General features: G+C 65.8%; 17 protein-coding genes. 9 read left to right on the forward strand and 8 right to left on the reverse strand.

From position 1 onward, the window contains the following. Positions 1–263: 263 nt before the first annotated feature. A complete protein-coding gene (locus WMF14_RS44285) occupies positions 264–623 on the reverse strand; it encodes a helix-turn-helix domain-containing protein (protein ID WP_437796455.1) in 360 nt (119 codons plus the stop codon). A gap of 130 nt (positions 624–753) precedes the next feature. Between WMF14_RS44285 and WMF14_RS44290 the strand changes: the two genes are divergently transcribed. After that, positions 754–1,869 (forward strand): hypothetical protein, encoded by a 1,116-nt coding sequence (locus WMF14_RS44290; RefSeq protein ID WP_437796457.1) that lies wholly within the window; start codon positions 754–756, stop codon positions 1,867–1,869. A 51-nt stretch (positions 1,870–1,920) separates the two neighbouring features. Continuing rightward, positions 1,921–2,568, forward strand: coding sequence for a hypothetical protein (locus tag WMF14_RS44295; protein ID WP_437796459.1), 648 nt, complete (start codon positions 1,921–1,923; stop codon positions 2,566–2,568). A gap of 50 nt (positions 2,569–2,618) precedes the next feature. Here the strand turns inward: WMF14_RS44295 and WMF14_RS44300 are convergent, their stop codons facing one another. The 3 genes from WMF14_RS44300 to WMF14_RS44310 are packed head-to-tail and all read right to left on the reverse strand — an operon-like array spanning position 2,619 to position 4,212. Continuing rightward, positions 2,619–3,914 carry a hypothetical protein gene (locus WMF14_RS44300; RefSeq protein WP_437796461.1) on the reverse strand — a complete coding sequence of 432 codons (1,296 nt, stop codon included), beginning with the start codon at positions 3,912–3,914 and terminating at the stop codon, positions 2,619–2,621. A gap of 11 nt (positions 3,915–3,925) precedes the next feature. Next, the gene (locus tag WMF14_RS44305; RefSeq protein ID WP_437796463.1) at positions 3,926–4,063 is read right to left on the reverse strand and encodes a hypothetical protein; all 138 of its coding nucleotides are present in this window, start codon (positions 4,061–4,063) and stop codon (positions 3,926–3,928) included. Between the two features lie 2 nt (positions 4,064–4,065). After that, a complete protein-coding gene (locus WMF14_RS44310) occupies positions 4,066–4,212 on the reverse strand; it encodes a ribbon-helix-helix protein, CopG family (protein ID WP_437796465.1) in 147 nt (48 codons plus the stop codon). A gap of 351 nt (positions 4,213–4,563) precedes the next feature. Here WMF14_RS44310 and WMF14_RS44315 point away from each other — a divergent pair, with 351 nt between their 5' ends. Further along, entirely contained in the window at positions 4,564–5,424 is an 861-nt protein-coding gene (locus WMF14_RS44315) for a hypothetical protein (RefSeq protein ID WP_437796467.1), read from the forward strand. Between the two features lie 15 nt (positions 5,425–5,439). On the opposite strand, the gene WMF14_RS44320 is transcribed toward WMF14_RS44315, so the two are convergent. Next, positions 5,440–5,733, reverse strand: a complete 294-nt coding sequence (locus WMF14_RS44320; RefSeq protein ID WP_437796468.1) for a hypothetical protein — start codon at positions 5,731–5,733, stop codon at positions 5,440–5,442. A gap of 749 nt (positions 5,734–6,482) precedes the next feature. Here WMF14_RS44320 and WMF14_RS44325 point away from each other — a divergent pair. Together WMF14_RS44325 and WMF14_RS44330 are read left to right on the forward strand one after the other, a co-directional pair. Next, positions 6,483–6,686 carry a hypothetical protein gene (locus tag WMF14_RS44325; protein WP_437796470.1) on the forward strand — a complete coding sequence of 68 codons (204 nt, stop codon included), beginning with the start codon at positions 6,483–6,485 and terminating at the stop codon, positions 6,684–6,686. Between the two features lie 327 nt (positions 6,687–7,013). After that, positions 7,014–9,884, forward strand: a complete 2,871-nt coding sequence (locus WMF14_RS44330; RefSeq protein WP_437796472.1) for a VapE domain-containing protein — start codon at positions 7,014–7,016, stop codon at positions 9,882–9,884. 859 nt (positions 9,885–10,743) lie between these two features. Here WMF14_RS44330 and WMF14_RS44335 read toward each other — a convergent pair. The 3 genes from WMF14_RS44335 to WMF14_RS44345 all read right to left on the reverse strand — a co-directional run bounded on the left by WMF14_RS44335 (position 10,744) and on the right by WMF14_RS44345 (position 14,757). Then, positions 10,744–11,757 (reverse strand): hypothetical protein, encoded by a 1,014-nt coding sequence (locus WMF14_RS44335; protein WP_437796474.1) that lies wholly within the window; start codon positions 11,755–11,757, stop codon positions 10,744–10,746. Between the two features lie 483 nt (positions 11,758–12,240). After that, a complete protein-coding gene (locus WMF14_RS44340) occupies positions 12,241–13,353 on the reverse strand; it encodes a hypothetical protein (RefSeq protein ID WP_437796476.1) in 1,113 nt (370 codons plus the stop codon). Positions 13,354–13,698: 345 nt separating this feature from the next. Then, positions 13,699–14,757 carry a hypothetical protein gene (locus WMF14_RS44345; protein WP_437796477.1) on the reverse strand — a complete coding sequence of 353 codons (1,059 nt, stop codon included), beginning with the start codon at positions 14,755–14,757 and terminating at the stop codon, positions 13,699–13,701. Between the two features lie 136 nt (positions 14,758–14,893). Here WMF14_RS44345 and WMF14_RS44350 point away from each other — a divergent pair, with 136 nt between their 5' ends. The 4 genes from WMF14_RS44350 to WMF14_RS44365 all read left to right on the forward strand — a co-directional run bounded on the left by WMF14_RS44350 (position 14,894) and on the right by WMF14_RS44365 (position 18,151). Beyond that, positions 14,894–15,805: a DUF7227 family protein gene (locus WMF14_RS44350; protein ID WP_437796479.1), complete on the forward strand. Its 912-nt coding sequence runs from the start codon at positions 14,894–14,896 to the stop codon at positions 15,803–15,805. A 5-nt stretch (positions 15,806–15,810) separates the two neighbouring features. Then, positions 15,811–16,362, forward strand: a complete 552-nt coding sequence (locus tag WMF14_RS44355; protein ID WP_437796481.1) for a helix-turn-helix domain-containing protein — start codon at positions 15,811–15,813, stop codon at positions 16,360–16,362. Then, entirely contained in the window at positions 16,341–17,207 is an 867-nt protein-coding gene (locus WMF14_RS44360; RefSeq protein WP_437796484.1) for a tyrosine-type recombinase/integrase, read from the forward strand. The genes WMF14_RS44355 and WMF14_RS44360 overlap by 22 nt, the downstream gene beginning before the upstream one ends. Positions 17,208–17,365: 158 nt before the next feature. Next, the gene (locus WMF14_RS44365; protein WP_437796486.1) at positions 17,366–18,151 is read left to right on the forward strand and encodes a hypothetical protein; all 786 of its coding nucleotides are present in this window, start codon (positions 17,366–17,368) and stop codon (positions 18,149–18,151) included. The last annotated feature ends 250 nt before the right edge of the window (positions 18,152–18,401 follow it).

Raw genomic sequence — 18,401 nt, forward strand, 5'->3', positions numbered from 1 at the left:
GTCTACCTCTGCGCTGCGAGCACCTGCAGCACCCCGAGCGCCACGCGTCGGCGCTGCTCCGGCTCAGAGACCGCCATCGTGATGGCCTCCTCGATCCAGTGGTTGGCCCGAGGTTGGGGGAGGAACTCCGCGACGGCACACCGGGCGCATTCGCGAGGGCCACGTGGGTCAGCTTCAGGCCGCGCTCGAGGCTCCCGACCTAGCTCACGCTGTTGCCGACGGTCGCGACCATCTAGCCGAGGCTGAGACAACGGGCCTCGCGTTCAACGAGACCGCTCGAGCGCGGCGGCGATGAGGTTCAGCAGTCGGATGGTCTTCGGCTTCGCCTGTCGGAGTCTGCGCAGCAGCCGCCGCATCTCGGGCGACTCCTCCAGGGCCGGGCGGGGTCGTGCCGCCAGCTCCCGTGCGCGCACACGCCCCGTGAGGATGTCCAGGGAGACCTCGAGCGCCTGGCCCATCGCGACCAAGGTCGGCGTGCTCGGCATCGTCTGTCCGCGCTCGATGCGGGCGTAAAACTCCAAGCTGATCCCGATGCGCTCGGCTGCGTCGGCCTGGCTCCACCCGCGCGCCTTGCGCGCTGTGCGGGCGGCGGCGCCGATCTTCTTCGCGAGCTCCGTCTCCATGCCGCCCTGAGAGGGCGGGCAGGAGAAGTACGCCCACTCGAGTTGACATCACAGGAACTGAGAGGGCACCATCGATGTGAACGCCCACTCAGGTAGGGTCCGTGAGCGGGGGGCACCTGCGGACATTCAGATGACGCTCGGCGGGATCTTCCAGCAAAACGCGCTCTCCCCGATCCACTGGGCGGAGCAGAGGCTGCGCCGGCAACAGGTCGCCGAGATGCTGAACTCCGTCTGCGCCGACCAGCTCGCCGCCGCGCTCGCGAACGGTACGAAGGCGGTGGCGCGTGCCGCAGGCGTCGGCGAGCAGATGGTCCGCGGGATCCTGCCCGTGAACCATGGGACCGAGCTGCTGGGTCGCGTGGCGATCTGCCAGCAGGGCGCGGTCGAGGTGTGGAACCAGCACCAGAGCAGCCTCGCGGGGCTCGTCCAAGGCTTCCTGGGCGGCTTCGTCGAGGGTTACCTGGGCATCGAAGGTTCGGGCGTTGGCGACTTTCTCTCGCAGCTCGCAGGTGGCTTCGCCCGTGACGCTCGGTTTCGCGGACCCATGCAGGAGCTCGTGCAGCGCCTCACCGAGTACGAGCAGTACGTCCACCACTGCGCCGCCCTGCTCGACACGAACCCCGAGCTCGAGCGGGCATGGAGAGCGTCCAAGCGCCGGACAGCGCTGGGTTGGACGACGGCGGTGCTCGTCGTTGTGGCGATCGGCTTCGGACTCTGGCGCTACGTCGTGCGGGATGCGCTCGCGACGTCTTCAGGAGCCACAAATGCATCGACCGCGACGACGAGCGCGACGATGCCACCCATCGCTCCCCTGCTCGGCCGATGGCGAGCCGAGGACGGCAACGTCTTCGAGGCGGTCGCACAGTCCGGCGCCGACGTGAAATTCATGGTCGTCTCCACGGGGCCGAGTTCACGGTACAAGCCCGGCGATGTGGCGTTCACGACCACCTCGTCGAACGACGGCAACAACCTGCAGGTCGAGGTGCTCGTCAAGCCCGCGCTCCCCACCGGAGTGCGCCTCGACTCCGCCGCGCAGGCTAGGTGCATCGAGCTCTGGAGCGATCTTCAAGGCAAGCCGCTGCGCGCCGCGCTCGATGGCGACCGGCTCACGGTCGAAGGCATCAAGCTCGACGTACCTATCACGGGACTCGATCTCCATGGCGGTCGTGTCGTCGGCTGCAAGAAGTTCGACCCGGCCCGCGCCGCCAAGATCGCGCTGACCCTGACGCGAACCCCGGGCCAGTAGGCCGCGCATCATGGTCGCGGCCGGCGCTGACCGGCGGGAAGAAGATCGATCTTGGTCCACTCCTGCGGTCTGCGGGCGACAGGCGCGAGCCGGTACCACGTTCCCTGCGGAGGGTACCAGTGCAAGCGCGACGTCCGCGCCCCGCGCAACTTCGGGAAAAGGCAACGCCGAGGCGCTGCGCTTCGGCGACTTCGCCGCCAGGATGAGCGTCGCGGCTCCGACGAGGACGAGGCGCCGGTCGGCCTCAGCCTCGCCGATCCGACCACCAGTAATCCGAAGAAGCGCATTCTGTCCGCGATCGACCTGAACGCCTCGCTCGGCGAGCTCTCGGCCGATGATCGGCGCATGCTCGCGCTCCGCTCCGCCGGCCACACGCTCGAGGAAACCGCCCGTAGGACGGGCGTCTCGACGAGCAACATCTTCGCCCGCCGCAAGCGGCTGGGCCTCACGCTCGCCGCGCGTGCCGGGGTGAGCCTCTGGCCGAAGCCGCGCAAGGCGGGGCCTCCGTCGCGCTCGGAGATGACGATCGCCGAGAGACACCCGGGACCAAGTTCGCGGACGCAGCTGAAGAAGGGAGGAGCGACGCATAGGCCGTGGCGGTCCCCTCGCCTTCCAAGGCGCGAGCGGTGGCTGTTGCCGCCTGACAGGTTCGGGGGAGGACGGGTCAAGAAGCCCGTTCTTTACGGCGCCCGAGCCTGACCGGCCGCTGAGACAGGGACATCGCTCGTCGCCTCCCGAAGGAAACGGGCTCAGCCGGGCGCGCGGATCGCCTTGAATGGCAACCGCCCAGTCGCACCCGAGCCCACCTTGCCGGTCATCGCGACGGCGCTCGCCATCGCGTTCTGCTCCCCCAGCCCGCCGGCGACGTTCCGGAGGTACAGCCGCAGCGTCGGCTCTAGCAAGCCAACCGCCTTCTCGTGGTAGCGCCACGTCTTCGACACCGTCCGGCCGTGCTCGTTCTTGATCTCGCTCCAGTGCCCGTAGTGGAGATCGTCGAGCAAGCCGAGGCCCACGGCCGCGGCGCGGATCTTGGTCGTCGTCAGGCCGTCCATCTCCGCCGACTTGAACCGCTTCAGCAGCCCTCTCAGGCTCCAACCCTCAATGTCCGTGTCCACCCTCTGCCCGCCAGACGGCAGGGGCGGAGGCGGCCGCGGGATGGGCTCGGGCACATCGTCAACGAGCAAGCTGATGTCAAACGGCCTGTCGGCAGGCGCCGGGAACATCTCCCCGAACACGCGATCGAAGAGGGGCCGATCGGCCTCAGTATACGAACAGACGGTGCGCTCGGCGTGGTTCACGTCCCGGAACTGCATCGGCGGCTCGCGACCCCGCTCCTCGGTGTAGAGCGCCTTCAGCCTCTTGCCGAAGATCGGCGCCTTGGACTTCCGCGTCCTCGCGTCGACGCCCCGCTGCTGAAGGTACCCCTCGACCGAGAGTAGCGGATTCTCGATCGCCGGCGCCCGCCCCTCCACGAGCGCGACGGCGTGCTCGACCTTGTGGCGGAGGAACGCCTCGCTGTAGAGGCCGGGGACGGCGGCGTAGATCTCGAGCGCCGCCTTCTGCCGCAGGGTCAGCAGGCGAAGCTGCCCCTCGACATCGTTCGCGGGGATGACCGACGCGCTCGCGGGCGGCGGGACCGCGGGCAGGATCGGCTCGCCTCGAAGCAGCTTCGGCAGCACCTCGTCGGCCAAGAGGCGGCGGAGCTTCACGCCCAGCTCCTTCTCGGTCTTCAAGCTGACCAGGTTGACGCCCGGCTCGAAAAGCACCAGCAGGCTCTTGGAGCGACTGGCTACGCCAGACGTAGCCAGTCGCTTGAACACCCGCAATTCCTCGCCCTCGAGGATGCCGTAGTCCTTCTCCTTGATGAACTCGTTCTTCCACTCGCCCGCAATCCTGGCCCCCAGCGATCTATCTGCGTACCCGAGGGCCGCTCCGAGCTCCTGGCCGACGACGCAGACCTTGTCACGGAACCTGTAGAAGGTGAGCTGCTGGCCCTCGAAGGCCGTGTTGTGCTTCACCATGGCGACATTGTCGTTCTCCTCCATATCGAACCTCCTCACTTCAGAACCCCAGTCAGGTCGAATACCAGAACCACGCCCTTGAGCGCGATCCCCAGCCCGAGAGCCGTCACGAGCCAGAAGATGTTCTTTCTTCGCTCATCACTGGCATCCACTTCCTCGTTCTCGTCACCCATGTTCACTTCTCCTCCCTTCCAAGCCGGCGCTCATAAAGCTCTCGAATCGCTACCCGCACGACAGACGAGCGATTACTTTCGAACTCTTCCAGCGCGGCCAGCTCGCTCAGCTTCTTGTCGTCCTCCGGGGTGATCTTGGGTTGAATCACCGGCCCTCCGATGGACCTTGGCCTCCCCGGCAAGCGCCCGGTCGCCTTCCGACTGCCCCACATCGCAGCCTCCTTTCGTGACGTGGATAAACGATACCACGGCACGCGGTATTTCCGCAAAGCACCGCCCGACGGAGAGGCCTGAGCGGCGCGGCGTCACCGAGCTTTCGAGTAACTACAGCTCAGCGAGCGCACGCGATCGTCGAGCGACCGGAACTACGCTGGCGGTCTACTGGCGTCCTGTCGGGAAGCCGCGCTCGTTTTCCTGGTGCAAGGCGATCGCTCGAGGTAGAGTGTTGGAACTACAGATCAGCGATCACGCGCGCAGCGCACGCGTCTGGAACTACGGGGTTGGCGAGCGTCGTCGCCAAGGCCACGCAACGGTGCAAGACGATGTTCATCTTCTGGAAAAAGACTCCGCTCTCCGACCGTGTTTACGCCGATCCCTACTGCGTCCACACAGGGCCAGGCCGGCTGACGCTCATCCCACTCGTGAAGCAGGCGTACCGCGAAAACGGGAAACCTAGGAACCGGACGCTGTGGCGCTCCTCGCGGGGCATCCGGACGTGCTGTATAGCCGACATCAACGACCCGGCCGCGCGCGTCGCTTGGTGGCAAGACTTCGAGCAGGACTTCTTGCGGGCCATCGCGCACCTCGAGGAGGTCGACGGTGAGCGTCTTCTCGACCACTACGAATGGATCCGAGACGAGTTGGCCAAAATGATCCCGCAGCCTTCCCTTGCCGACGAGACGTTGTGGTGGTGCATGATGAGCCTCTCACAGGACCCGCGTCCAGGAGAACGCCCCCACGAGCAGCGCGTCCGGCTGGTTGAGGAGGCCCGACGGAGTATGGAGGAGAGGCTCCGGCCGTTGTGGGAGCAAGAACGTCGATACTGGCAGCGGGAGGCGGAGACCGCGCGACGCGCGCGGCCGCGCGATGGCCATCGTGCGAAAGCTGGTGGGGCGGCCCCCGGGTCGCAGGCGGAGGCCAGGGCAGCGGCCGGACCGAGAAACGCGGCGGATGCCATGCCGTGGTTTTTCCGGGAGCTCGGGCTCACATGGCCGTGCACCGAGGCGGACGTGAAGGCGGCCTGGCGGCGAGGCGTCAAGCACCATCACCCCGACCAGGGCGGCTCGAATGCCGGCTTCATCGCGTTCAAGAACGCGTACGACGCTGCGATGGAGTTCCTCCACGCACGCGCGGTCGCATAGCTCGATGGGCAGCGTCTATAGGCGCTCGAAGAGCGACACGGTCGGACTCTGCTCGACGCGCTCGCCAGCGGGTACTGCAGCGCTGTTGAGGACCTCGGCCCACGGCAACGCGACGTATCCGGCGCGGTGGGCGAGGTCGGCGCCCAGCGCGGCGACGGGTAGGGCGTGCGCGGCGGGCACGTTGTAGCCGGCGGCGTAGAGCGCGTTGAGCTCGAGGACCACGGGCCCACCGCCTCGCACGAAGGCGACATCGGCCACGTAGTTCGCCGGAAGGTCAGCGGCGAGGAGGGCCGGGGCAAGGGTGCGCACCGCCTCCTGCACAGCCACACCCCGGGCGGTGATCTCGCCGGCGAGAGTCCGACGTGCCTCCGGCGACGAGCCTAGAGGGAACGAGGGTTGGGTTGCCGCCCTAGTGCCGTCAACGGACCATCCACCCACCCGCCAACCTCATAGGTCATTGAAACCAGGGACCAACTGGGCGCGGTTGACGGGTTGACTCTGCGAGCGCTGGGATCTTTGCTAGAGACACATGGGTTCGCTCTCACCCCTGCGACCAACCGTACCACCCGCCATATGAGATTTCCGTTCAACCTACCGTCAACCCGTCAACCGGATGTGAGAAAGCCTTTGAAACAAGATGATTGATCGGGTTGACGGTAGGTTGACGCCCCCCAGCACCGTCAACCCCCACGTCCCCCCTCGGCGCGTGGGGACGGAGCGGCAGCGCGTACGCGTTCCGGTGCCCCCTCGGCGTGTAGACGGGCGATAGCGTGTGAGGCACGTTCCAGGACAGGATGCTCACATAACGGCTGACGAGCTCGGGGTGAGCCCGGAAACGGGGCACCCAGAGGAACTCTTGTGCCTCCGCGCTATCGACCCTTGCAGACGTTCTCGCTCTCTGCGACCAGTGTCAGTGAGGTCCAATAGAGGCTGCACGTCGGATCCGGTGCCGGAGCACCTTGTACTCCCTTTGTACTCCCACATTCGTAGGGGTATGATTGGATATTTTCTTGCGCACGGCTCCCACTCGGTTAGGGTTGCTCTGCGCGAGGTGCCCTATGCCCGGAATCGGCAAGCGCGGTACACCGAGGAACCGCAAGGACTATGACCTTCACATCAAGCTCGACGAGCGTACGCGGGAGAGGCTGATGGCGCTGATGGACGCCACGGGGCTCGGCGACACGGCCGCGGGCGTGGTCAGGCTCGGCATTGATCGCCTACATGAGGTCGTCTTTGGCGGGAAGGAGGGTCGGCAAGGCTAGCCGAGTGTTCGAGTTGGCCACCTGCTGAGAGGTGGGCCGACGAAGCCGCGATGGGCAGCGGGCAAAGAAAGAGAACCCGCCCGGATGCTGAGTCACGGGCGGGTTCGCAAGTGCGGGACTGATTCTATCAGCCCGCGCAGAAAGTGCAAGTGCATCATGTCGGTCGACAACCCTTCTACCATCCTGGTCCCTGTCCTCCGTGGTACGCGCATCCGGGCCTGGCCCGGGCACGCGGAGGGTGGCTTGGCGCGATCCACACCGCTCGGCGAGGCGCTCACCCGTCGCTATCCTTTCGACGCTCACTTCTGCGCGTATGAAGCGCCGGCCGTGGAGCGTCGACTCGACAGCGCCGCTCTTGAGGGCGAGGCTCTCGCCGAGCTCGGCGGCAGCGTGCGCATGGTCGCGGCCGTCTTCGACGTCGACGACCCCGCCTCTCATAAGCGCAATGGCGATATCAACCAGGCCGACCCGCTCATGGCCGCGTCGCTCTGGTGGGAGAACGAGAGCGCGAAGATCCGCGACCTGCGCGCGGAGCACAACGTCTTCGTCTACCGCACCCGCGGAGGGTACCGCATCGTCGCCCGTCTGACGCCGTTCGTGCTCACCTCCAAGAACGATGCAGCGGAATGGTCGCACCTCTATCTGACCTGGGTGGCGTATCTCAAGCGTCGCTTCAAGATCGCCGCGGACCCGGTCAAGGACTGGACCCGGCTGTTCCGGCTCCCCCATGCGACCCGCCTCGAGCACGTGGCGGAAGGCGAGACTGAGGAGCAACAGATCGCCCGAGAGGAGCGGAACCTGGCGGCGCGCCCTGAGGAGCGCGTGACGGTCGGCGACCCGAACGCGATCGAGCTGTGGAACCCGCTGACCAACTCCGAGGATGAGGCGGCGGCGCAGACCATGAACAAGCGTCGGCAGAAGAAAACCGCCGCGTCGAAGACCAAGTACGACACCACGCCGTGCGTGCGCCCGTCGGGTACTGGCACGGGATTGTTCTATTTCCTCCTGAGCGCGCGCAACCTGCTCGGGCCCGAGATCAGGCCCGGGGAGTACGCCATCAAGTGCCCCTGCATGGAGGAGCACTCTACTTCATCCACATTCGAGTCGCGGTCGACGGTGCTCTTCCTTCCGGACGAGGGGCAGGAGATCGGCGCCATCGACTGCAAGCACACAGGCTGCGGCCACGATCGGTTCACGGCCAAGGATTGGCTCAGCAGGTTCACCGAGGACGAGATCGCCGCCGCGCGCGCCGCAGCAGGCCTGCCTCCGAGAAGGGGGAAGGGCGCGTTCCCGGTGATCCGTGCTCCCGAACCTCCGCCGTCGACGGAGACGACCTCCTGGACGATGAGGCTCAGGCGCTCGAAGGAAGGAGTGCTGCCCGAAATGGCCAACATCGACTTCATTCTCGCCAACGACCCGAACTTCGTCCACGTCGGCTACGACTTCTTTCGCGACAGTGTTGCTATTCGTAACGAGATCGAGCTCCACGGGTACAAGCTGTCGGGGTCCTGGCAGGATCACTACTACACGGCAGTCACCGTCTATCTCCAGAAGACATACGAAATCTCTCGCCTCAAAGTCACAGACGTGAAGCTGGCGGTGAGGCTCGCCGCATCGAGGCGTCAGTTCAGCTCGCTTCAGGACCACCTCCGCGCCCTGCCGGCCTGGGACGGGGTGCAGCGCCTGGACACCTGGCTATCCACGTATCTCGGCGTGGCCAGGACCCCGTACACCAGCATGGTCGGACGCTACTGGATGGTCGGGACCGTAGCGCGGGCCATGAAGCCCGGCTGCAAGTTCGACAATACGCTGGTCCTAGAGGGCGCTCGCGACATCAAGAAGTCCATGGTCGCCACGATTCTCGGCGGTGCGTTCGCTAAGGCTGGCATGCTGGGCAACCTGGAGGACCGGCTTGCTCTGCGCGCCATCAAGGGGAGCTGGATCATCGAGCTCGAGGAGGTGAAGCGCCTCTTCAGCAAGACGAACGAGGAGGCCGTCAAGGGGTTCTTCTCCCGCTCGACGGACAGGTACTGCAGGCTCTACGAGGAGAATGAGACCGAACAGCCACGCCAGTGCTCGTTCATCGCCACAGTGAATCCCGGCGAGGACGGGTACTTCACCGACCTGAGCGGCAACCGTAACTGGTGGCCTGTCGAGGTGACCAAGGTGAACAAGGATGCTCTCGAGGCAGATCGGAACCAGCTCTTCGCGGAGACGCTGACCGCCTTCGATGCCGGCGAGCGGTGGTGGGCGGAGGACGCCGAGAAAGCCCTCTGCAAATCCGAGCAGGTTGCCCGAATGCAGCGCGGCATCTGGGACGAGGAGGTGGCGCAGTACGTCGAGGGGAAGCCGTACGTGCGGGTCGCGGACATCTTGCTGAATGCCATCGAGAAACCCCTCGCGCAGCACACCCCCAAGGACCGCGAGGAAGTACGGAGGGTCCTCCTCGCTCTCGGGTGGGCCAAGGGCCCGAACAAAAAGGTCAACGGCGCCTCGGTCAAGTTCTACTACCCCCCGGCCGCGGAGCCGGCCAAGCCTGAAGCCAACAAGGTGAACGTCGACATGAAGCCGGAGGAGACGGTCACGTCGTCGAAGACGTACGTTGACCGACGGGCTCAACACGAGGCGAGGGTCGCCGCCCGGAAGATTACCGACCAGAACATCAATCACCAGTTCGACGATCACAGCGCCGCGCCCGAGCGGATGAACAGGCCGCCGATCCGTGCCCCTGAGCCGGCCGCATCCCAGGAGCCTGTTCAGAGATCAGTGACGGCCCTCCAGAACTCCCAACCCGCTCCGGCACGCACGAAGCCAGAGGGTACGAAGTGTGAGCTCATAGACCCAACGACCAACATGGTCTCCGGGGCGTCGATGATTAGCAAGGAGAGGAAACCCATGACCGAGCACAACAACAGCGTCACCGAGGCTGAGCCGGCGGTGCCCGCGAGCGATGATGTGCACGAGGGTGCCCGCAGCGGCATGGAGATGCTTCAAGGGGCGATAACCCGACTCGAAGAGCTCCTAGCAGCGGGGCATCCGCTTCCCACGTGGCTCCAGGGCAAGGTCAACACCACCCGGGTGAACGAGATCGACAGGATGGATGGCGCCGCGCTCCTCGCAGCATCGATCGCCAACATCACGCGGCTCCTGGGTGTGCGACCCCCGTCGAAGGAGGCGCCCACCATGGGGCTGCACTAACGGCGAGCGGGCGCCCCCCCTTGCGCACGACGTTCGGTAGCTTGCGCACGTCCTCGTCGTGCACGCCACATGACGCAGGGGGAGCAGGCGAGGAACGGTGTGTGGAGGAACACGCGCTGGGCCGCGCCGCGCCATCCCCAAGCCGCACGGTGGGTCGCCGAGCAGGACGAAGGGCCTGGTGCGTGTGTCGGCGAACGCAGCAGCGAGCGACGCGAGGGCGTCCTGGAACTGCCCGGAGTATGGGAGGTGCGGCCGCCGCGGGCCACACTCTAGCTCGCCTCCGTCGTCATGATACCTTCCCGGCGGCCTCGTGCGACCTAGGGGGCGCCCACGCAGCGTGCGTGGACGGCCTCAAAGCCGCGGCATCCAGCATCGAGGTCCGGCCGCACGATCGATGTGGCGCTCGACGAAACGCCCGCCGGCGTCCGGACCGCTCGGCAAGAAGAACCAGCCGCAAAGCCCCTCGGCCTCGCGGCGCAACCCCGGAAAGAGATCAGGAAAACGACACCGCGACCGGCGCGTCTCCCCCATGGCCCAAGATGGCACACGGCTCCATGCGTGATGGTTCCCGGCGGTGTATCGTATTGCAGATGCTCATACTTGTGGTCTGGGGGCAGCGATGGCTGGCACAGGATGTCAGTCACGAACCGGACTACGGCAGCATGTGCCATCGCAAAAAAGTGTCGTTCTGCGCCGCTCCGGCCATTCTCCGGTGCGCCTGACCCGGGCGTGGGACGCAGAACCGCCCGTTTACGCTGGACCAGCGCGCCCTTCCACGAGGGCCGAGCTCACGAGAGACTCGCTATGTTAGTCTTGGAGTACTGGTCGGGCGCCAGTAGCTCTGTGGCCGTCTTGGACCTCAGTTGATCGTGCGCAGAACCGAGTCAATCATCTCCACGACGCCCGCCGCACCTCGGATCTTGAACGCGTGTCGCAATCGATCGCCTCCGAACGTGTCGACGAGCACCTCGTTCACCGAACGCGGCCTGGGCTTCACGCGCTCTGCCTCGATAGCAGCAACCGCCCTTGCTCGGGCACGGCGGACCCGCTCGGTGGGCCACCCAGGATTGACATCTTGGATGTCAGTTTCGCAGAGCGCCTTGATGACTCCAGCGAGCGAGAGCTCGTATCCATCGGACCCTGGAAGCTGCTGCACGTCAACACCGGGAATCATCGCGAAGTCGTTACGGACCAGAACGACTTCGTGAAAACCGAGGACAGGGCCATTTATCAGCACGATGGGCACTCGCGTTCCATCCCTAGGCGCCTTCAACTGCTCGAGCGTCGTCAGCAGGTCCGGCGTCCGCTCGAAGTGTTCGAGGAGCCCCAGAACGGTCTCCGTCGGAAGCAACGCGGCAAGCGGCGTGCCTTCCGCATGTGCTATGAGCTCGAGCTCCTCATCGAACTGGATCTGCCCTGTGAATGGCTTCGTCGGATCGTACACCAGAATCGTGAAGCCCGGACCCGCTTCGACGCTCTTGACGATGAACTCCTTGATCTGATCGTCGATCTGGGGCAGCATGTGCTCGACGTTCGCGCGCGCGACAGGGCCCACGTGGGTAGAGATGGGAATCCGCTCTTCAGACTTGCTGCGAGGGGATTCTGATGGGACCCATCTGCCGTACCGAGGATCCCCGGTGATGCCGAGCCCTTCGGCGATCGCCATGACCTCGTCGGCCGTGATGCCATACATGGCCCCGATCTCCTCGGGCGTGTAGAGCCGCTCGCCCGCGGATCCAAGGGGTTCTTGCGGAGCACCAGCTCTCTCAACCGATGGAGCCGCGCCAGTGTGGACGCGCATCCGCGCAGAGCGCGACTCGTCAGTTCCAGTCGTCGCATCCTTGTTCTTCCTGGAATCTCTTTTCTTGGCCATTCGGATCTCCATGAAAAGTGGCGACGCTAACAGCGTCATAGATGTTGATTACGTGCTCTCATCGTCCACTGTGACAGTGGCTCTATCTCCTATATTTTTCTAAAGCCAAGATGCGTGCTGTCACTATTTGAAACGGGATAACCAATGCTCCGCAGCTACGCTCGAACTGGGATAAGCCCTATCGGCTCCGTCGGGCTACCGAGGCAATTGCACGCTTGCCTACGAACACCGGCCCCGCGGCCAAGGCGGCTCAATGTCTAACTCACACTTGCAGAGGTAAAGTTCAGGGACATGCACATGAAGCTTGAACCAGACCGTATGGTACATCTCGAGCCAGCTCTTGATCCGCATGTGGCCATCTCGCCCCGGTTCCATCACCGAGCGAAACTCGGACGCGTCCGGACGCCGAGAAGGGGAAAACGGCGAACAGATAGACCCGCCAAGTGTGGAGTCGAGCGGGCGTCTGTGGTCGGCACGATCAGCTCATCCATGGACGGCCTCATGGACCTGCAGGGCCAACTGAACCTTCTCGAGGCGCTCACGGATCGACAGCAGGATAGCGGCCTGGATCTCGCCAGGCGCAATCTGGTTCAAAGCTTGCTCCACCTCGGCTAGTACCCCGATCACCTTAACCACTGAGTGCTGCTCGACGACATCGAAAGCATCTTTGCTCTCGGGCCAGGCAGAGCGAAGCACGGTGGTGAGAGGCGACTCCTCGGCGTCCACCGGCATCATTGTCGCGCCTGTCAGCACCTCAGGCTGGATGGCGCTGCGGCGCGTATCCGCCGCCGGCTCGGCTGCAGACGCAGCTGGAGAAGGCCGCTCGCGGGGGCCGGCGCCCGCCAAGGCCTCTTTGATCAGGCGAGCGGCCGGCTCGCCTTCCCGGCTCCGCGCGACGATGCGGTTACGGATCGACGAGTCGAGCTTGAGGATCCGGCCAACATCGGCGCGCGAGATCTTCGCGTCGCGCGCGAGCACCGCGAGCTTGATGTCCGAGCCGACGGCCTCGGCGAGCTGGTCGAGCTGCTCGGCGAACTGGGCATCCCGTCGGATCGTCTTCTCGCCGACATGATGCGCGGCGGCGAGCTGCTCTGCCGTCGTGAACCTCTGGTCAGACTGACCAGCGGGCAGGTCCGTCCGGGCCCCCTGGCGCTTGTAGCTGCGATAGAGCTTTCCCCGCAGGTACGCCTGAGCCTCCGGCGTGAGATTGCGACGGCCGAGCTGGTGTTCCAGGATCCACGTGCGCGCCGTGTCCCGGTCGGACAGATGGATGGTCCGCACGGTGTGGGGGATGCGATGGCGCCGGCAGATCTCGTACCGGTTGTGCCCGTCGAGCAGGAGCCGCTGCTGCCCATCGTCCCACACGAGGAGCGGATCCTGGCATCCCTCAGTCAGGAGGTGGCGCTCGAGCTGAGCAAGTTCCTCCGGCGAGAGCGGCGGGATGAGTTTCGAGAACTCCTCGTCGACGGAGATCTCGATCTGCGGCACGCCAGCCCCGGCCTGGCCGGCGCTCTGCCCCGTCGCTTCACCGCAGAGGGGCGAGGTAACCTCGGCCTCGGCCCGCACCGGTTTCGCGCAGCCGGGGCACTCGATCATCTCGATCGGTTCGCCGAACGTGCCACAGCGGGGGCACGTCTGCTCACGCGTAGCCCCGGCCCGGAGTTCTGCGTCCGAGGCCGTCGTGTTGTCGAGGATCGTCTCGCCGCAGTCCCGCTTCGGGCAGTTCAGGGCGACCGTTCGGAGGCCGGAAGTGCCGCAGTTCCCACAGTGCTGGGCTGAACAAGCAGGCGGCGTTGGTTGTAGCCGGCGGGGAGCTGAGTGCATTTCCCCCGCAGGATATGGAGACTGACTGGCGTGAAAATCATCGACGGCTTGTTCGCCCTGCTCTCCGCTTTGTAAGCGGAGAGCCCCAAGGCTGTCCGCTCCGCTGGCGGACGGCGGCTACGCGTTCCGCTCGGACGGCGGAGTGCTGTCGGACGTTTCCGCCGTCGCTTGCGTGCACGCTGCGGCCTGGTCTGCATCTTTGGTCGCCCGTACAGATCGCCGCTGCCGCGGCCCAGCGTCTTGCAGAGCTTCGGCCTTGCGCGCGAAGTCGAAGAGGCCCTTGGTGGACTTATAGCCCAGCTCTCGAAGCACCCTGCGCACGACGGCTTTGGCCGTCGCCTCGAACTCGTACGGCTCCGCGTTCTTGATGATGCGGCTAACCTCGTGGGCTACATGAGCGCGTGTAGAGGCATCATCGCCGAGATCCTGTCGCAACTCGGGGAGGAATTCCCAGGCAAGCTCGACCGCTCCCCCGCCGACCAGGTTACCGACCATGACCTCGGCGATCAGGTCGGACACCTTAGAACTCAAGTGATAGGGCACCCGTCCATCGACCGAGAAATTTTGGAGCTTCTGAACTACGAACCGCTTCATATGGTTCGCTGCCTCGGGTCGCTCGTACGACAGGACCGGGCGAGATCTTGCATCTGGAGGACGGGGATCATCGCGGTGCTCGTCCAGGTAATCCTTGGCCCTCCGGGCTTGTGTTTCCAGCCACACGCCATCATCTCCGTCGTTTGCACGTGCGACCGCTTGGAGGATTCTGGCGGTGTACAGTAGATCGATGTGCGCTGCTCTACGATGGACCCACATATCGTCCAACGCGGCTTGGTAATAGCCGAACGCGACCCCAGCGAGCTTCTCGAGCAGCTCCTCTGCCTGCTGTTGCGCAGTCGCAGGAGTCAGGTCCTTTGGTGCAAGCACCGGCTGCACTACTTGGTCGCTCACGCTCGCGGCGGGTTCGAGAGGCGGCTCGTGGAGGGGTCGTTGTTTCGGTTTGCGCTGGCCCGGGGTGTCGTCGTGCTTCGTCTTCTGCCGGCGGTCGTTACGACTGGACGAGGCATTCACCCCGGTGACGGCACGATCCCGGCCTCCGCTACCGGACGGCTTGCCGGCGCGACGAGTAGGCTTCAGCTTCGAGGGCCTCTTGGGCATGGCGGCGTTGTCCTCCAGCACCGGCGCGCGATCAAGAGCGTCAGTACGTCAAGCACGCGCGGAAGGGCGGAGGTGGGCTCCGCACGCCTGGTGGACCTGCGGGTCCACCGTCCGCGCACCGCTGACTGCCGGAGCATGATCCTGGAAGTTCGAGGCGATGAGCCCTCGACATCCTGCAGGACCAGCCGCGCTGCGCGCAGCCATGCGGGTGCACCTGCTGGTGCGCCACGGCTCGACCGAGCCCCCTCCTCCTCCGAGCGCCGCGGGGGCCTCGCGGTTCGTGCCTGTGAGCTACAACCGGAAGCTGGCTCTCATCGAGCGCCTCCCGACCGGGAGCCGTCTGCGTCCCCGCGCGCGCGGCCCGTTCGTGTCGACGACCGACGTGTCCATCGTGGCCACGTGCAGCGCCACGTGCCCCTTCAAGGGCAGCGGCTGCTTCGCCGAGGCCGGCTTCGCTCGCTTCACGGCCCGGAAGCTCGACGCGGCGGCGCGGGGTCTGACGGACGACCAAGCGGTCGCCGAGGACATCCGTTTCATCGACAGCGCCTTCGACAAGGGGCAAGTCCCTCAAGGCGGCGCCCGGGGCGGTCGTGACCTGCGGCTTCATGTGGGGGGCGACGTCGGCTCCGCCGCGGGGGCCAGGTTGCTGGCCGGTGCTGCGGACCGCCGGCGTGACCGCAGCGGCGCCGTCTGGTCCTTCACGCACGCTTGGCGTGAGGTGCCACGCGATGCGTGGCGTTCAATCTCGGTGGTCGCGTCGGTGAAGCAGCCGCAGGACATCCAGGCAGCGCGTGCCGCGGGACACGCGGCGGCGATCGTCTTCGACGAGTTCCCCTCCGACAAGGCGTTCGCCCTGCCGGGGTCGAACATGGAGATCGTCCCGTGCCCCGCTGAGACGAGGGGCAAGCCGTGCGTGGAGTGCAGGCTCTGCCTCGACGCCGGCAAGCTGGCCAGGAGTAACGTCGCCATCGCGTTCGAGGCGCACGGGCCGGCGGCCCGCCGAGTGCGTGAGGACCTCGTCCAGCCGCGCGCGCTCGTCGTCGACAAGTCGGGCGCGGATCGAACGTGAGGAAGATGAGCGAGATGAACGGGCACGCCCTCATCGAGGAGAGCGAGCCGCAACTCGCCGCGGCGGCGCCTGGGGAGCAAGCCCCGGTCGCGCCGCGGGATAAGAGCAACAGAGGGGCCCGCGCTCGCAGCGTCGGTCTCCCGCATCTTCTTCCGGTCGTTGAGGTAGCCGCCGTTCTCGGCGTGTCCACCCGGACGGTTCGCCGCCTCATCAAGCGCGGCGAGCTCGTCGCCTACCGGATCAAGCGACAGCTCCGCGTCGACGCCGAGAGCGTGACGCACATGCTCGAGGTCTCGCGGATCGGGGCCTTGAAGTGGACTGCACCATGCCGAAACGGAAACACATCTTTGGCCAGCATCATCTCGCCAGAAGGCGCGGCAAGAACAAGTTCTGGACCGGCTGGCTCAACGGTCGCGAGGTCTCCCTCGGCACGGCCGATCGCGTCGAGGCCCAGCGCAAGCTCGACGAACTCGCCGCCCGGCGCGCGTCAGAAGACGCTGCCGCAGAACGCGGAGGAGCTGAAGCGCGAGCTCCGGTGCCTGACCCGCCGCTCCTGAGCGCGCTCGCGATGCTCTACGCCGAGCACTGCCGGCCGCCGAGGCACACGAAGAAGACGGCCAACTCGTACGCCCATCGTGTCGCGTTCTTCGTCGAGGCGATGGAGAAGAAGAATATCACGCGCACGGACCAGGTGACGTTCAAGGTGATGTCGGCCTACGTTCGCGAGCGCTCGGCCGAGGTGTCGGCCGCGACGGTCAACCGCGACCTGACGCCGATTCGGCGGATGTTCGCGTTCGCCAAGCGTGAGGGGCACATCGACAAGAACCCGTTCAAGCACGAGGACTTCGAGGAGCTCAAGCTTCGCGAGCCGCGGCCGAAGCCGAACGCCCTGGCGCTGTCGCCGAAGCAGGTCGACATCTTCCTCGCGAAGGCCGACGAGATCGCGAAGCTCGGGTACGCGGCGCTCTTCCGGCTCACGGCGGGCAGCGCGATCCGCATCGACGAGGCGCGCCACTACGAGCCCAGCGACATCGACGTGCAGCGCGGCATGTTGACGATCACGCCGAAGAGGAACTGGACCACGAAGGGGTACCGGTACCGCGACATCCCGGTCTCGAAGAACACGATCGACGCCTTGCTCGCCTTCGTCGGCGTTCGCGATAAGATCGCGCTCGACGACAAGTCCGTGTGGAACGAGATCCAGCGCGTCCGCAAGGCCGCGAAGCTGCCGAAGTTCTCGATCCACGACCTGCGGCGGGCATGGGCCAGCGCGATGCACAAGAACGGCGCGAGCATCAAGCAGGTCAGCGTCTGGCTCGGGCACTGTGCGGTTCAGGTGACGGAGCGGTACATCCGGATCTTCGAGACCGACTCCACGGGGCACGAGTTTCTCCCGCGCTGACACGGGGGAGAGCGCGCCGAGATCGGCCGCTCTTTCTAGCCCACCCAACGGCACCGTGAAGCTTGAGGTACGTCGGGTGACGACTATCCTGGGCCGCGCCTCCGCCGGCAAGTGCGTCCGGGTCGCTGAGGCAACGCGCACGCGCAGGAGGGTCACCGATGACCATCGAGAACGGGGCAGTCCTCTTCATCGGGTGCTTCGACTTCATCGACAACGAGACCGACGAGGAGGGGACCTTCCAGATCGTTGTCGAGGCGCGTGATGTCGCCGAGGCTGCGGCGCGGTGTCGGGATCGGCTCCACGAGATCGCGAGAGCTACCGACATCTTCGGTCCGGTCATCGTCTACGCCGACGCCTTCGTCGAGGTCTCGCGCGGCAACCTCGCCCGAGGCGTGCTCGTGAACCACCAAAGCCTTGGCGACGTCATCGCCTACGACCACCTGCCCACGCAGGGGCTCGCCGGTGATGAGGCGCACTTCCTGGACGACGTCGAGACGAACGAGAACGAGGAAGAGTCGAGGACGGTGCCCCCGTTCTGGAGCGGCGTCGACGTGTACTGGTCGAAGTGGAAGCTCTACTGGTGCGAGACCGACGACCACGACGAGGACTGGTTCGTGGTAGCTCGGAACGCCGACGACGCTCAGGCGTTCCATGAAAATATGGAGGGCTACGATGAGGAGGACGCCCAGGCCGAGCTCGTCTGCGTGCTGCCGCTAGCGGAGCAGGCCGCCGCAGAGAAGAAGGGGGACCACTGGCCGTCGGACGAGACGTTGCTCGCGTGCGGGGCGGAGTTCCTCGTCAACGTTCCGCAGGACGGCGCGAACGAGCTACGCGCGGCGATGGGTTCGGGGAGCCGCGTCGTCCGGATCAACGGCCGCGTCTACGGCGAGGGCGACATCGTGGGCAACGTGCTGCGGAGCCAGGGGAGGCCGCCCGACGCATGAGCTGCTGGCTCCCGGGGCTCGGGCTCCGCGGGCATCGTCTGGAGGCTCTACGGGAAGGGTAGGCATCACGAACACCCGCCGAGTTCTGGCAAACTTCTGGCAAGGCGGGCGTCCGGCGGTTTTGTGTCATACGTAAGTGCTTGCTATCTATCGCGAATTCGCCGGCGGAGGACCCCAAAACCATCGTATTTGAAAACCGCCGTTGGGGCAACTCAACCAGGGGTTCGAATCTCTTCTTCTCCGCTGAATT

Source organism: Sorangium sp. So ce693 (assembly GCF_051521375.1).
Classification (GTDB): Bacteria; Myxococcota_A; Polyangia; order Polyangiales; family Polyangiaceae; genus Sorangium; species Sorangium atrum.

What these genes read in the sequence shown, in the direction of transcription:
- WMF14_RS44350 (WP_437796479.1), top strand. Translation starts at nt 14,894, where the DNA reads ATGAGCCCTCGACATCCTGCAGGACCAGCCGCGCTGCGCGCAGCCATG.
- WMF14_RS44355 (WP_437796481.1), top strand. Translation starts at nt 15,811, where the DNA reads ATGAGCGAGATGAACGGGCACGCCCTCATCGAGGAGAGCGAGCCGCAA.
- WMF14_RS44335 (WP_437796474.1), bottom strand. Translation starts at nt 11,757, where the DNA reads ATGGCCAAGAAAAGAGATTCCAGGAAGAACAAGGATGCGACGACTGGA.
- WMF14_RS44290 (WP_437796457.1), top strand. Translation starts at nt 754, where the DNA reads ATGACGCTCGGCGGGATCTTCCAGCAAAACGCGCTCTCCCCGATCCAC.
- WMF14_RS44285 (WP_437796455.1), bottom strand. Translation starts at nt 623, where the DNA reads ATGGAGACGGAGCTCGCGAAGAAGATCGGCGCCGCCGCCCGCACAGCG.
- WMF14_RS44305 (WP_437796463.1), bottom strand. Translation starts at nt 4,063, where the DNA reads ATGGGTGACGAGAACGAGGAAGTGGATGCCAGTGATGAGCGAAGAAAG.
- WMF14_RS44365 (WP_437796486.1), top strand. Translation starts at nt 17,366, where the DNA reads ATGACCATCGAGAACGGGGCAGTCCTCTTCATCGGGTGCTTCGACTTC.
- WMF14_RS44300 (WP_437796461.1), bottom strand. Translation starts at nt 3,914, where the DNA reads ATGGAGGAGAACGACAATGTCGCCATGGTGAAGCACAACACGGCCTTC.
- WMF14_RS44325 (WP_437796470.1), top strand. Translation starts at nt 6,483, where the DNA reads ATGCCCGGAATCGGCAAGCGCGGTACACCGAGGAACCGCAAGGACTAT.
- WMF14_RS44340 (WP_437796476.1), bottom strand. Translation starts at nt 13,353, where the DNA reads ATGATCGAGTGCCCCGGCTGCGCGAAACCGGTGCGGGCCGAGGCCGAG.